This is a genomic window from Pseudomonas sp. EA_105y_Pfl2_R69 (genome assembly GCF_963970915.1).
Lineage (GTDB): Bacteria > Pseudomonadota > Gammaproteobacteria > Pseudomonadales > Pseudomonadaceae > Aquipseudomonas.
The window spans coordinates 389,858-402,967 of sequence record NZ_CAXAOO010000001.1 but is presented as its reverse complement, the minus strand read 5'-3'; the positions used below and the strand labels follow the sequence as shown (position 1 = coordinate 402,967).

Below are 13,110 nucleotides of genomic sequence, written 5' to 3'. Positions count from 1 at the left end.
GTTTCGTTCGAGCGTTAGTTACGCGTTGGCACAACTTCGTAGCCCGGATGAAATCCGGGGAGCGTTCTCCAACCTTGCACCGCTCCCGGGTTGCATCCGGGCTACAGCTGGCGCTGCTGCTTCTGGCATCCGATGCTTATGCCTTCGACCTCGACCAGCTCAGCGCCCAGCTGGCCAAGCCTGCGGTGGTGCGCGGCCCGCTGATTCAGGAAAAGCACCTGCGCGCCCTGCCGCAGCCGCTGACCAGTCACGGTCAGTTCGTGTTGAGCCGCGACCTTGGCCTGCTCTGGCAGCTGCAAAGCCCGCTCAAGCAGGATTACCGCATCGACAGTCAGGGCATCGCCAAACGCACGCCCAGCGGCTGGCAACAGCAGCCCGGCCAGGATGTCGCTGCCCAGCAAAGCCGGCTGTTTCTCGCCGTACTCAAGGGCGACCACAGCGGCCTGGCGCGGGATTTCGAGCTGCAACTAAGTGGTACGGCTGAGGCCTGGCAACTGCGCCTCACACCCCGTTCGCAGCTGCTTAAGCAGATTTTCAGCCGCATCCAGATCGACGGCGGCGCGCTGGTGCAGCGCATCGAGCTGCATGAAACCCAGGGCGACCACAGCGTGCTGCGCCTGCCCGAGAGCCAGGCCGGCGAGGGCTTGACTGAGCAGGAGCAACGCGACTTTGCCCAGTGAACGCTGGCTGCCGCGCGGTTTTCTGCTGCTGCTTGCGGCCCTGCTGGCGCTCGCCGCCTGGCAGTGGCGCAATGGCCCACCGGTAGCGGCGGATATGCTCGCGCTATTACCCGCAGGCAGCGGCGACGCTCTGGTGCAACAGGCCGAGCAACGTATGCAGGAGCCGCTCAATCGCGACCTGTTGCTACTGATCGGTCATCCGCAACGCGAGCAGGCGATTGCCCTCGCGCAGCAGGTGGGCGAGCAGTGGCGCGGCAGCGGGCGTTTCGCCCAGGTGCAGTGGAACCTCGACAGCGACCTCGCCGCGCTGCGCGATTACCTGCGCAACAACCGTCTGGCCCTGTTGCCGGCGGCGGATCGCCAGCTGTTGCTGGAGCAACCGCAGCAGTTGATCGAACAACGCGCCGCCCAGCTGTTCGACACCTTCGCCGGCTTTAGCCTGCTGCCCATCGAGCAGGACTGGCTGGGCCTGGGCCTGCGCGCGCAACAGGCGCTGAACCCCGGCAGCCGTATTCAGGCCGACCTGAGCAGTGGCGCCTTGCTGCTGGAAGAACCCGGCATGACCTGGGCCCTGCTGCGCGCCAGCGCCCGGGGTAGCGCCTTCGATATGCAGGAGCCTCCGCTGATTGCCGCCCAGGTCGCCGCTACCCGCGCGCAGATCGAAACCGCCGGCGGACAACTGCTGGCGGCCGGCGGCGTGTTGTACGCCGCTGCCGGGCAGGTCAAGGCCACCCGCGAAATCAGCCTGATTGGCGGCGGTGCCACTCTCGGCACCCTACTGCTTCTGCTGCTGGCCTTCCGCCGCGTGCGGGTGCTGGTCAGCCTGTTGCCGATAGCCATGGCCCTACTGGCCGGCTGCACCGCCTGCGTGTTGGTGTTCGGCCAGATCAACGCCCTGACCCTGGTGCTGGGTGCCAGCCTGGTCGGGGTCGCCGCCGACTATCCGCAGCATTACTTAAGCAAGAGCTGGAGCGCCGCCGCGGGCGCGGACGGCTGGAGCAGCTGGGGCGCATTGCGCGCCACCTTGCCGGGCCTGAGCCTGAGCCTGGGCACCAACCTGATCGGCTACCTGGCACTGGCCTTTACCCCGTTTCCAGCCCTGACCCAGGTCGCGCTGTTTTCCGCCGCCGGGCTGATCGCCGCCTACCTGTGCTCGGTCTGTCTGCTGCCGGCCTGGCTGCGCGGCCTACGGCTAAGCCCATCGCCGCAGCTGCTGAGTTTTAGCCAGCGCCTGCTGGCCGGACGGGCACGCCTGTTGGCCAGGGTCGGCAGCACACCACTGCTGGTGCTATTGCTGCTGTTCTGCGCCGGTGGCCTGTGGCAGCTGCATACCCAGAACGATCTGCGCCAATGGTTGGGACAGGAGCCAAAACTGCTGGCCGAGGCCCAGCGCATCGCCGAGCTGACCGGGCAGCAGCCCACCAGCCAGTTCTTTCTGGTGCGCGCCGCTAACCCGCAGCAGCTGCTGGAACGCCAGGCGGCGCTGAGTCAACGCCTGGATCAGGCGGTGCAGAACGGTCAGTTGCGTGACTACCGCGCCCTCAGCCAACTGGTCGCCCCCGACAGCCAGTTGCAGCAACTGCGCACTGCACTGGGCGAACTGCCGCAGCACTGGCAGCAGCTGCTCGACCTGGGTATCCCGCCAGCTGCGCTGCATAACGAATTGCTGGAACTGCAACAGGACAACCAGGCCAGCCTTGAACAAGCCCTGTCCAGTCCCCTGGGCGAGGCCTGGCGACCGCTATGGCTGGGCGCTCATAGCAAAGACGGGGCCGCTGGCGTGGCCGGGCTGGTCAGCCTGCAGGGGCTTAGCAACAGCAGCGAACTCAAGCCGCTGGTCGAGGGTCTGCCGGGGGTGCAGCTGGTTGATCGGATCAGCGAACTCAACGCGCTGTTCAGCGCCACCCAGCTTAGCGCCGCAGAACTGAAGCTTATCTCCAGCGTGGCGATCCTGTTACTGCTGTGCCTGCCCTTCGGCCTCGGCGGCGCGCTGCGGGTGGTCTGCCTGCCGCTATTGGCGGCACTGGCGGCGCTGGCCTGCCTGGGTTGGCTGGGCCAGCCGCTGACCCTGTTCAGCCTGTTCGGCCTGCTCTTGATCACCGCCATCGGCGTCGATTACGCCATCCTGATGCGCGAGAACATCGGCGGCCCGGCCGTCAGCCTGCTCGGCACCCTGCTCTCGGCACTGACCAGCTGGCTGTCGTTCGGCCTGCTGCTGATCAGCGACACCCCGGCGATCGCCAACTTCGGTCTGGCAATCAGCCTCGGCCTGCTGTTCTGCTTTCTGCTCGCGCCCTGGGCCGGCACTCGGCAGATCAGTACAAACCAGACACACAGTGCATGAACACCCCGAACCATTACCGGTCATTAATGAGGCATAAGCCGCGATGAAGTCTCTTGAAGTCGAAAAGCGTCAGGTCGTAGTCATCGGTGCCGGCCCGTCCGGGGCGATTGCCGCGGCGCTGCTCAAGCGCAGCGGTCATGACGTGCTGGTGCTGGAGCGCCAGCGCTTCCCGCGCTTCTCGATTGGCGAGAGCCTGCTGTCGCATTGCCTGGACTTCGTCGAAGAAGCCGGGATGCTCGACGCGGTGCGCGCGGCGGGTTTTCAGACCAAGCATGGTGCGGCCTTTAGCTGGGGCGAGCGCTATACCGAGTTCGACTTCCGCGACACCTTCACCAAGGGTCAGGGTTCGACCTATCAGGTGTTGCGCGCCGACTTCGACAAGCTGCTGGCCGACCAGGCCGAACTGCAGGGTGTGGAAATCCGCTATGAAGAGGAAATCTTCGCCGTCGACTTCAGCGGCGTGCGCAGCGGCGTGCGCAGCGGCGACTGCCCACGCCTGAGCGTGCGTCGCCTGGCAGACGGCCATGAGTACCAGGTCGAATGCACCTTCGTCCTCGATGGCAGTGGCTACGGCCGCGTACTGCCGCGCCTGCTCGACCTCGACACGCCGTCGAGTTTCCCGGTGCGCCAGGCGCTGTTTACCCACGTCGAAGACCGCAGCGAAGGCACTGGCTTCGACCGCGAGAAGATTCTCATCACCACCCACCCGACCCTGCGCGATGTGTGGTTCTGGACCATCCCGTTCAGCAACGGCCGCTGCTCGGTCGGCGTGGTGGCCGAGGCCAGCCGCTATGCGGGCCGCCCAGAGGATCTGGACGCCTGCCTCAAGCAATTCGTCGAAGAAGCCCCGTCACTGCACAAGGTGCTGAAAAACGCCGTATGGGACACCCCGGCGCGGCGCATTGGCGGCTACTCGGCCAACGTCAAAACCCTGCACGGCCCGGGCTTTGCCCTGCTGGGCAATGCGGCGGAATTTCTCGACCCGGTGTTCAGCTCCGGGGTGACCATCGCCATGCGCTCGGCGAGCATGGCCGCCGGCGTCCTGCATCGTCAGCTAAGCGGCGAGACGGTGGACTGGGAGCAGGACTTTGCCATCCCGCTTAAGCGCGGCGTCGACACCTTCCGTGTGTATGTCGAGGGTTGGTACGACGGCAGCTTCCAGGACGTGATCTATTTCGAAAAGGCCCAGCCGGAAATCCGCCGGATGATCAGCTCGATCCTCGCCGGCTACGCCTGGGATGAGAAGAACCCCTACGTCGCCGAACCGCGCCGCCGCCTGCGGGTGCTGGCTGAACTCTGCGCCAATAACTAAATAAGGACATTTATGAGCAACCCGGCCGCCACCTACGTCGAGGAAACCCGCTTCGGCTTCTGGTTTCTGCAGAGCCATGTCTGGCAGCACCATGTGCTGCGCGTGGCGATCAATGACCTGCGCGGCCTGTTCGCTGGTCCGCCGCCAGAGGCACCGGTGCTGCTGGATGCAGGCTGCGGTCAGGGCAAATCCTTCGGCCTGCTGGCAGAGGCCTTCAAGCCGGCGCGGATGATCGGCCTGGACGCCGACCCGCACAGCCTCGATTGCTCGCGCGCCGAGGCGGAACGCCTGGGTCTGGACGTGCAGCTGATCGCCAGCGACTGCGCGGCCATCGACCTGGCGGATGCCAGCGTCGACCTGCTGTTCTGCCACCAGACCTTCCATCATCTGGTCGAGCAGGAGCAGGCCCTGGCCGAGTTCTGCCGCGTGCTCAAGCCGGGCGGCTATCTGCTGTTTGCCGAGTCGACCCAGTTCTATATCGACACCTGGGTGATCCGCTGGCTGTTTCGCCACCCGATGCACGTGCAGAAAAGCGCGGAAGGCTATCTGGCCATGCTGCGCGACCAGGGTTTGCAGTTTGGCGAGCAGAACATCTCCTACCCCTATCTGTGGTGGAGCCGCGCCAAGGACTTCGGCCTACTGGAGCGCTGGGGGCTGGCAAAGCCCAAGCCGGTCGGCCAACGCAATGAAACTCTGGTCAATGTGGTGGCGCGCAAGCCGCTGGAGCCTGTCAGCTGATGCGTGCGACCCGGCCATTCCTGGGGCTGCTGCTCGGCCTGTGCCTGTTGCTCGTGGCCTGCGCCGCACATACGCCGCTGCCCGCACAGTCGCCGGTTCTGGCCGCACCGCTGCCGCTGGCCCTGCAGGTGCAGCGCAGCCAGGCCGAGAGCCAGCAAACCTGGTGGCTGGTGCTGCAACGTGAGCAGGACGCGCTGCGCGCCTCACTGTTCGACCCCCTCGGCGTCCCCCTGGCGCGGCAGCTGCTGCGCGCCGGCCAGTGGCAGAATGACGGCCTGCTGCCGCCCAACGGCGAAGCCCGTGAGTTGTTCGCCGCGCTGCTGTTTGCCCTCACGCCCAGCGCGCAACTGGCCCGGCACTACCCGGCCGACAGCTGGCAACTGGACGCCGATGGCACACGCCGGCTTAACCCGCAGTGGCGAATCAGTTACCGTGCGCCGCTGGATTTCACCCTGTACCGCTCGCCCGCCCTGACCTATCAGGTCAGCGCCCTCCCCGACGATAAGGCTCCCTGATGGCCGTATACCTCTCTGCACTGGGCCTCAACTGCGCCCTCGGCCAAGGCAAACAGGCGGTGGCAACGGCGCTGTTTGCCGGCGACAGCAGCGGCATGCGCGCGCAAAGCGGCTGGGTGGCCGAGCGCGCGCTGACCGTCGGCGCAGTGCCCGGTGACCTGCCTGAGTTACCCGGTCTGCCGGGCCATCCGCCAAGCCGCAACAATCAGTTGCTGCTGGCTGCCGCCCTGGAGATAGAAGACGAGATTCGCGCCGCCATCGCCCGCTTTGGCAGCGAACGTATCGCCGTGATCCTCGGTACCAGCACCTCGGGTATCGAAGAAGCCAGCCAGAGCATCGCTGAATACCTGAAACAGGGCCAACTGCCGGGGCACTATGACTACGCCCAGCAGGAGCTGGCCGCACCGGCGAACTTTCTCAGTGACTGGCTGGGCCTGAGTGGGCCGTGCTTCTGCATTTCCACCGCCTGCACCTCGGGCGCGCGGGCACTGCTCAGCGCGCAACGCCTGCTCAACCTGGGGGTGTGCGATGCGGTGCTCTGTGGCGGCGTGGACAGCCTGTGTCGCCTGACCCTCAACGGCTTTTCCGCCCTGGAAGCGGTTGCCGCCGAACGCTGCCAGCCGTTTTCCGTCAATCGCCACGGCATCAATATCGGCGAGGGCGCGGCGCTGTTCTTAATGACTAAAGAGCCAATGACTAGAGAGCCGCTCAGCGGCGCAGCCGCGCCCCGGTGTGCCGTAGCAATCACCCTGCTGGGCGGCGGGGCCAGCAGCGACGCCCACCATATTTCCGCACCGCAGCCCGACGGCCTCGGTGCCCAGACGGCCATGGGCAAAGCCCTGGCAGCCGCTGGCATCCGTGCTGCTCAGGTCGATTACCTGAACCTGCACGGCACCGCCACCAGCCACAACGACGCCATGGAAAGCCGGGCGGTGCAGGCGATCTTCCCCCACGGCGTGCCCTGCTCATCCAGCAAACCCATGGTCGGCCACTGCCTCGGCGCGGCCGGCGCGCTGGAGGCGGCCTTCTGCTGGCTGACCTTGAGCGAATACAACCCGCAGCAGCTGCTGCCACCGCATCTCTGGGATGGCCAGGTCGACCCGGCGCTGCCGGCGTTAAATCTGGTCGCGCCCGGTACGCAGCTGAGCAAGAGCCGCCCACGCCGACTGATGAGCAACTCCTTCGCCTTTGGCGGCAACAATATCAGCCTGCTCCTCGGCGAAGAGTCGAGTGAAGAGCGGAGCGCAGCGCCAGGAGAACAGCCATGAGTCAATGGCCGATCGCCGAACTGATCCCCCACGCCGGTGACATGATCCTGATCGATCAGGTGCTGCGCTTTGGCGACGAGGACATCGAAACCCAGCTGCGCGTGCGCGACGGCGGCCTGTTCAGCCTGGACGACGGTAGCCTGCCGGCCTGGCTCGGCGTCGAGCTGATGGCCCAGAGCATCGCCGCCTACGCCGGCTGCCAGGCGCGCCTGCGCGGTGAGCCGGTGGAGCTGGGCTTTCTCCTCGGCACGCGCAAGTACGAGTGCAACGTCGAACGCTTCCCGGCGGGAGCCGAGCTGCATATCCACGCCACCCGCTCGCTACAGGACGACAACGGCATGGGCGTGTTCGAATGCCACCTGCGCGGCCCCGGCATCGACGCCTGTGCGCGCCTCAACGTATTCCGCCCGCCCCAGGTGGCCAGCTATCTTCAGGAAGAATTTGAGGAATCCCAGTCATGAACGAAACAACGGCCATAAGCGAAACCATTCTGGTCACCGGCTCCAGCCGTGGCATCGGCCGTGCGATTGCCCTGCGTCTGGCCAAGGGCGGCTATGACATCGTGCTGCATTGCCGCGCCCGCCGCGAGGAAGCCGAAGCGGTGCAGGCGCAGATTATTCAGCTGGGCCAGCAGGCGCGCATCCTCCAGTTCGATGTCTCCGACCGCGCCGCCTGCCGCGCCGCGCTGGAGGCCGATGTGGCGCAGCACGGCGCGTATTACGGCGTGGTGTGCAATGCCGGCCTGACCCGTGACGGTGCCTTTCCGGCGCTGAGCGAAGAGGACTGGGACATCGTCATGCGCACCAATCTGGACGGTTTCTATAACGTCCTGCATCCGCTGACCATGCCCATGGTGCGGCGACGCAAGGCCGGGCGCATCGTCTGCATCACCTCGGTGTCCGGGCTGATCGGCAATCGCGGCCAGGTCAATTACAGCGCCTCCAAGGCCGGTATCATCGGTGCGGCCAAGGCCTTGGCGATCGAGCTGGGCAAGCGCAAGATCACGGTCAACTGCGTCGCCCCGGGGCTGATCGACACCGAGATACTGGATGCCGATGTGCCCATCGAGGAAATCCTCAAGATGGTCCCGGCCGCTCGCATGGGTACCCCGGAAGAAGTGGCCGGCGCGGTGAATTTTCTGATGTCCGAGGAGGCGGCCTACATTACCCGCCAGGTCCTCGCGGTGAACGGTGGGCTGTGCTGATGAACGGATGCAAACGGGTTGTAGTGACCGGCATGGGCGGCGTGACCTCCCTGGGCAGCGACTGGCCGACGATCGAGGCGGTTTTCAAGGCCGGCAAGAGCGGTATCCGCTATATGCATGAGTGGGACAGGTTCAGCGAGCTGAACACCCGCCTCGGCGGCCCGGTGGATGACTTCGTCCAGCCCAAGCACTGGAACCGCAAGCAGACCCGCAGCATGGGCCGGGTCTCCAAGCTCGTGGTGTACGCCGCCGAACGCGCGCTGGAACATGCCGGCCTGCTTGGTGATCCGTGCATTCAGGACGGACGCATGGGCGTGGCCTGCGGCTCCTCCACCGGCAGCACCGACGAGATCAAGGCCTTCGGCAATATGCTGCTCAATTCGGTGGCGGACGGCCTGAATGCCAACTCCTATATCCGCATGATGCCGCACACCACGGCGGCCAATATCAGCATCTTCTTCGGCCTCAAGGGCCGCCTGATCCCCACCTCCAGTGCCTGCACCAGCGGCAGCCAGGGCATCGGCTACGCCTACGAGGCGATCAAGTTCGGCCGCCTGCCGATGATGCTCGCCGGCGGCGCGGAAGAACTCTGTCCGACCGAAGCCATGGTCTTCGATGCGCTGTACGCCACCAGCCTGAAAAACGACACCCCGCACCTGTCGCCGCGCCCTTATGACGCCGGCCGCGACGGCCTGGTGATCGGCGAAGGGGCCGGCATTCTGGTCCTCGAAGAGCTGGAACACGCACTGGCCCGTGGCGCGACCATCCATGCCGAAATCGTCGGTTTTGGCTGCAATGCCGACGGCCAGCACGCCACCAAACCGGTACAGGCGACCATGCGCGGGGCAATGCAGCTGGCGCTGCAGGATGCCGGTCTAGAACCCTCCGCCATCGGCTACGTCAACGGCCACGGCACCGCCACCGAGCAGGGCGATGTGGCCGAAACCCTGGCCACCCAGGAGCTGTTCGGCAGCCAGATGCCGATTAGCTCGCAGAAGAGCTACTTCGGCCATACCCTCGGGGCTTGCGGCGCGCTGGAGTCCTGGTTCAGCATCGAAATGATGAACGCGGACAGCTATGTGCCGACCCTGAATCTGGACACGGTCGATCCGGCCTGCGGCGAGTTGGACTACCTGCGCGGCGAATTCCGCCAGATGAGCCACCAATACGTGATGAACAACAACTTCGCCTTTGGTGGGGTGAATACTTCGCTGATCTTCAAGCGCTGGGCTTGAACACGAGCCGGATTACACTGATTTTTTGCGCAACACCCTGACCAGAAACTCACAAGAAAGGAGTCACCCGATGAAAGCCAAGAACTGGATCCTTGCTGCCGCCTGCCTGAGCCTGTTGCCGGCCGTTAGCCAGGCCCGTGATACCACCCACTTTCTGCCGTTCGACGCGGTTGTGCAGGAAGCCCTGAGTGCCGGCCGCCTGGACGGCAGCGTGAAGTTCTACCTGGCGGGCAACAAGCCGGCCGGTTCGGTCAGCGTGGTCAAATCCGGCGTCACCACCAGCCAGAAGACCAACGCCTTCAACAAGAGCGACGAAGGTGCCTGCAGCTGGGCGCTGCAATCGGCCTTGATCCGTCTGCAGAACGCGGCCAAGGCTGCCGGTGCCAACGCCGTGGTCGACCTGGCCAGCAACTACAAGAACGTCGAATACAAGGACAGCCAGAAGTACGAATGCCACGCCGGCGCGATCATGGCGGGCGTAGCGCTCAAGGGTAACCTGGCCAATGTCAAATAAGCCGGCGCTGGTCGGTCTACTTGGCGCGCTGACCCTACTTGGCAGCCTGCCCGCGCTGGCCGAAGTGGATGGCCAGCCGCTGTATCGCCAGCACTGCGCCAAATGCCACGCCGTAGACGGCCGCGCCAACACCCTGCGCGGCTGGCTGTACTTTGCCCAGAACCTGAGCAAGGCCAAGTGGCAGGACAGCAACAGCGACAGCGATATCCTCGATGCCATTGCCAATGGCCCTGGGGCCATGCCCGGCTACGCCGACACACTCAGCGAAACCGAACAGCTGGCGCTGGTAAAGGCCGTGCGCGATTTGCGTAAGCCCTGAGAACCTGCCACGGCTCTGCTGCGCGTCGGCGATACGGCGTTAAAAATGTCCTCGGCAAGCCGCCTGCGGCTAACGCGCTTTAGCGCGACCCAAAGGGCGAGTGAAACGAGTCATGCTCATTTACACCAGTAAACTCCGCTTCCTCGGTCATTTTGACCAGCCGAAGGCTGTTACTAACGTAGCGCCTTGTCTCGCTCTAGCTCGCGAGATCCGAGTCAGGTTCTAAGAACCGCAGACAAAACAAAGGCCGCATTAGCGGCCTTTGTTTTATGCAGAGTTTATTGGTGGTACTGCCCAGACAACTCATGCACCGCTTCGAAGAACGCACCAGCGTGAGCCGGATCGACTTCCGGGGTGATGCCGTGGCCGAGGTTAAACACCTGGCCGCTGCCATGGCCATAGGCAGCGAGGATGCGCCCGACTTCGGCGCGGATCGCCGCCGGGTTGGCGTACAGCACGCTCGGGTCCATATTGCCCTGCAGCGCCACCCTGCTGCCGACGCGGGCGCGGGCGCTGCCGATATCGCAGGTCCAGTCCAGGCCGAGGGCTTCGGCACCGGTCTCGGCCATGGACTCCAACCACAAACCGCCGCCCTTGGTGAACAGGATCACCGGCACGCGGCGGCCGTCGTGTTCGCGGATCAGGCCGTCGATGATCTTCTGCATATAGGCCAGGGAGAACTCCTGATAAGCCGCCGCCGACAGCGAACCGCCCCAGGAATCGAAAATCTGCACCGCCTGCGCGCCCGCCTTGATCTGCCCATTGAGGTAGGCGGTGACCGACTGCGCCAGCTTGTCGAGCAGCGCGTGCATAGCCTGCGGGTTGTCGTAGAGCATCGCCTTGGACTTGCGGAAGTCCTTGCTTGAGCCGCCTTCGACCATATAGGTGGCCAGGGTCCAGGGGCTGCCGGTGAAACCGATCAGCGGCACCCGGCCATTCAGCTCGCGGCGGATGGTACGCACCGCGTCCATCACATAACCCAGATCCTGCTCCGGATCGGGGATCGGCAGCGCTTCGATATCGGCCATGCTGCTGATAACTTTCTTAAAGCGCGGACCTTCGCCGGTCTCGAAGTACAGGCCCTGGCCCATGGCATCGGGGATGGTCAGGATGTCGGAGAACAGAATCGCCGCATCCAGCTGCGGGTAGCGATCCAGCGGCTGGATGGTGACCTCGCAGGCCAGCTCCGGGTTCTTCATCAGCTTGACGAAGTTGCCGGCCTTGGCGCGGGTGGCGCGGTATTCCGGCAGGTAACGACCGGCCTGGCGCATCATCCACACCGGGGTGACGTCGACAGGCTGCTTGAGCAGGGCACGAAGGAAGCGGTCGTTCTTCAGGGCGGTCATAACAATTCCCGAGACATGGAAGGCAGCAAAAAAGTGCGGGTATTTTCGCAGAGCGCAAAACAAAAGGCACGGCGAGTGCCGTGCCTTTTGTCTATAGGGTCAATTTGTCGCGGCCGTAGGATGGGGCGGGCGCGTAGGTTAGCCGAAGGCGTTACCCATCAAAACAGCGATGGGTATCGCCAAGCTCAACCCATCCTACGCGGGCTCATCAGACCTGCAGGTAGTCCAGGATACCTTCGGCGGCATTACGGCCCTCGAAGATCGCCGTTACCACCAGATCGGAACCGCGGACCATATCGCCACCGGCGAAGATCTTCGGGTTGCTGGTCTGGTGCTTGAACTGGCTCTGCTCCGGCGCCACTACACGACCCTGGCTATCAGTCTCGATGGTGAAATCGCTGAACCAGGCAGCCGGGCTCGGGCGGAAACCGAAGGCGATCAGCACGGCTTCCGCCGGGATGATTTCCTCGGAACCGGGAATCGGCTCGGGGCTGCGACGACCACGGGCATCCGGTGCGCCGAGACGGGTCTCGACAACCTTCACGCCTTCGACCTTGTCTTCCCCCACGATCGCAATAGGCTGACGGTTAAAGAGGAACTTGACCCCTTCTTCCTTGGCGTTCTTCACTTCCTTGCGCGAGCCCGGCATGTTTTCTTCGTCGCGGCGATAGGCGCAGGTGACCGACTTGGCCCCCTGACGGATCGAGGTGCGGTTGCAGTCCATCGCGGTGTCGCCGCCGCCGAGGACGACGATGCGCTTGCCCTTCATGTCGATAAAGTCTTCCGCGTTTTTCTCGAAACCGAGGTTGCGGTTGACGTTGGCGATCAGGAAATCCAGCGCATCGGTGACGCCCGGCAGGTCTTCGCCGGGGAAGCCGCCCTTCATATAGGTGTAGGTGCCCATGCCCATAAACACGGCATCGTACTCATCCAGCAGCTGCTGCATGGTGATGTCTGTGCCGATCTCGGTGTTCAGACGGAACTCGATGCCCATGCCGGTGAAGACTTCGCGGCGATTGCTCAGCACGCTCTTCTCCAGCTTGAACTCGGGGATGCCGAAGGTCAGCAGGCCGCCGATTTCCGGGTTCTTGTCGAACACCACCGGGGTCACGCCGTTGCGCACCAGTACGTCGGCGCAGCCCAGACCCGCCGGGCCGGCACCAATCACCGCGACGCGCTTGCCGGTTGGCACCACGCGCGACATATCCGGACGCCAGCCCATGGCAAACGCCGTGTCGGTGATGTACTTCTCCACCGAACCGATGGTCACCGCGCCGAAGCCGTCGTTGAGGGTGCAGGCACCCTCGCACAGACGGTCCTGCGGGCACACGCGGCCGCAGACTTCCGGCAGGGTGTTGGTCTGGTGCGACAGTTCGGCGGCGGCGAGGATATTGCCCTCGGACACCAGCTTGAGCCAGTTGGGAATGAAGTTGTGCACCGGGCACTTCCATTCGCAATAGGGGTTACCGCAGCCCAGGCAACGATGCGCCTGGTCGGCCGCTTGCGCAGGCTTGAAGTTGTCGTAAATCTCGACGAACTCTTTCTTACGCTGACGCAACAGTTTCTTCTTCGGGTCTTTGCGCCCGACTTCGATGAACTGGAAGTCGTTATTCAGACGTTCAGTCATTGCAATAC

Annotated in this window: 13 protein-coding genes; 11 read left to right on the top strand and 2 right to left on the bottom strand. The window is 64.5% G+C overall.

Going from position 1 to position 13,110, the window contains the following annotated elements; translation table 11 throughout:
- Positions 1-47: 47 nt before the first annotated feature.
- The 11 genes from AACY13_RS01780 to AACY13_RS01730 all read left to right on the top strand — a co-directional run bounded on the left by AACY13_RS01780 (position 48) and on the right by AACY13_RS01730 (position 10,129).
- Positions 48-680 carry an outer membrane lipoprotein carrier protein LolA gene (locus AACY13_RS01780; protein ID WP_339458814.1) on the top strand — a complete coding sequence of 211 codons (633 nt, stop codon included), beginning with the start codon at positions 48-50 and terminating at the stop codon, positions 678-680.
- Positions 670-3,024 carry an MMPL family transporter gene (locus AACY13_RS01775; RefSeq protein ID WP_339458813.1) on the top strand — a complete coding sequence of 785 codons (2,355 nt, stop codon included), beginning with the start codon at positions 670-672 and terminating at the stop codon, positions 3,022-3,024. Before AACY13_RS01780 ends, AACY13_RS01775 begins: the two co-directional genes overlap by 11 nt.
- Positions 3,025-3,067: 43 nt before the next feature.
- Positions 3,068-4,336 carry an NAD(P)/FAD-dependent oxidoreductase gene (locus AACY13_RS01770; RefSeq protein WP_339458811.1) on the top strand — a complete coding sequence of 423 codons (1,269 nt, stop codon included), beginning with the start codon at positions 3,068-3,070 and terminating at the stop codon, positions 4,334-4,336.
- Positions 4,337-4,348: 12 nt separating this feature from the next.
- Positions 4,349-5,074: a class I SAM-dependent methyltransferase gene (locus AACY13_RS01765; RefSeq protein WP_339458808.1), complete on the top strand. Its 726-nt coding sequence runs from the start codon at positions 4,349-4,351 to the stop codon at positions 5,072-5,074.
- Entirely contained in the window at positions 5,074-5,589 is a 516-nt protein-coding gene (locus AACY13_RS01760; RefSeq protein WP_339458807.1) for a DUF3261 domain-containing protein, read from the top strand. Before AACY13_RS01765 ends, AACY13_RS01760 begins: the two co-directional genes overlap by 1 nt.
- Positions 5,589-6,857 carry a beta-ketoacyl-[acyl-carrier-protein] synthase family protein gene (locus tag AACY13_RS01755; RefSeq protein ID WP_339458806.1) on the top strand — a complete coding sequence of 423 codons (1,269 nt, stop codon included), beginning with the start codon at positions 5,589-5,591 and terminating at the stop codon, positions 6,855-6,857. The genes AACY13_RS01760 and AACY13_RS01755 overlap by 1 nt, the downstream gene beginning before the upstream one ends.
- Positions 6,854-7,318 (top strand): hotdog family protein, encoded by a 465-nt coding sequence (locus AACY13_RS01750; protein WP_339458804.1) that lies wholly within the window; start codon positions 6,854-6,856, stop codon positions 7,316-7,318. The genes AACY13_RS01755 and AACY13_RS01750 overlap by 4 nt, the downstream gene beginning before the upstream one ends.
- Before the next feature lie 14 nt (positions 7,319-7,332).
- Positions 7,333-8,061 carry a 3-oxoacyl-ACP reductase FabG gene (fabG, locus tag AACY13_RS01745; RefSeq protein ID WP_339459978.1) on the top strand — a complete coding sequence of 243 codons (729 nt, stop codon included), beginning with the start codon at positions 7,333-7,335 and terminating at the stop codon, positions 8,059-8,061.
- Positions 8,061-9,296: a beta-ketoacyl-ACP synthase gene (locus AACY13_RS01740; protein WP_339458802.1), complete on the top strand. Its 1,236-nt coding sequence runs from the start codon at positions 8,061-8,063 to the stop codon at positions 9,294-9,296. Before fabG ends, AACY13_RS01740 begins: the two co-directional genes overlap by 1 nt.
- Positions 9,297-9,366: 70 nt before the next feature.
- Positions 9,367-9,810 carry an excinuclease gene (locus AACY13_RS01735; RefSeq protein ID WP_339458801.1) on the top strand — a complete coding sequence of 148 codons (444 nt, stop codon included), beginning with the start codon at positions 9,367-9,369 and terminating at the stop codon, positions 9,808-9,810.
- Positions 9,800-10,129: a c-type cytochrome gene (locus AACY13_RS01730; protein ID WP_339458799.1), complete on the top strand. Its 330-nt coding sequence runs from the start codon at positions 9,800-9,802 to the stop codon at positions 10,127-10,129. Before AACY13_RS01735 ends, AACY13_RS01730 begins: the two co-directional genes overlap by 11 nt.
- 278 nt (positions 10,130-10,407) lie before the next feature.
- Here AACY13_RS01730 and hemE read toward each other — a convergent pair whose 3' ends face one another.
- Both hemE and AACY13_RS01720 read right to left on the bottom strand, forming a co-directional pair.
- Positions 10,408-11,475, bottom strand: a complete 1,068-nt coding sequence (gene hemE / locus AACY13_RS01725) for a uroporphyrinogen decarboxylase (RefSeq protein ID WP_339458796.1) — start codon at positions 11,473-11,475, stop codon at positions 10,408-10,410.
- Between the two features lie 208 nt (positions 11,476-11,683).
- Positions 11,684-13,102, bottom strand: coding sequence for an FAD-dependent oxidoreductase (locus AACY13_RS01720; protein WP_339458794.1), 1,419 nt, complete (start codon positions 13,100-13,102; stop codon positions 11,684-11,686).
- Positions 13,103-13,110: the final 8 nt, after the last annotated feature.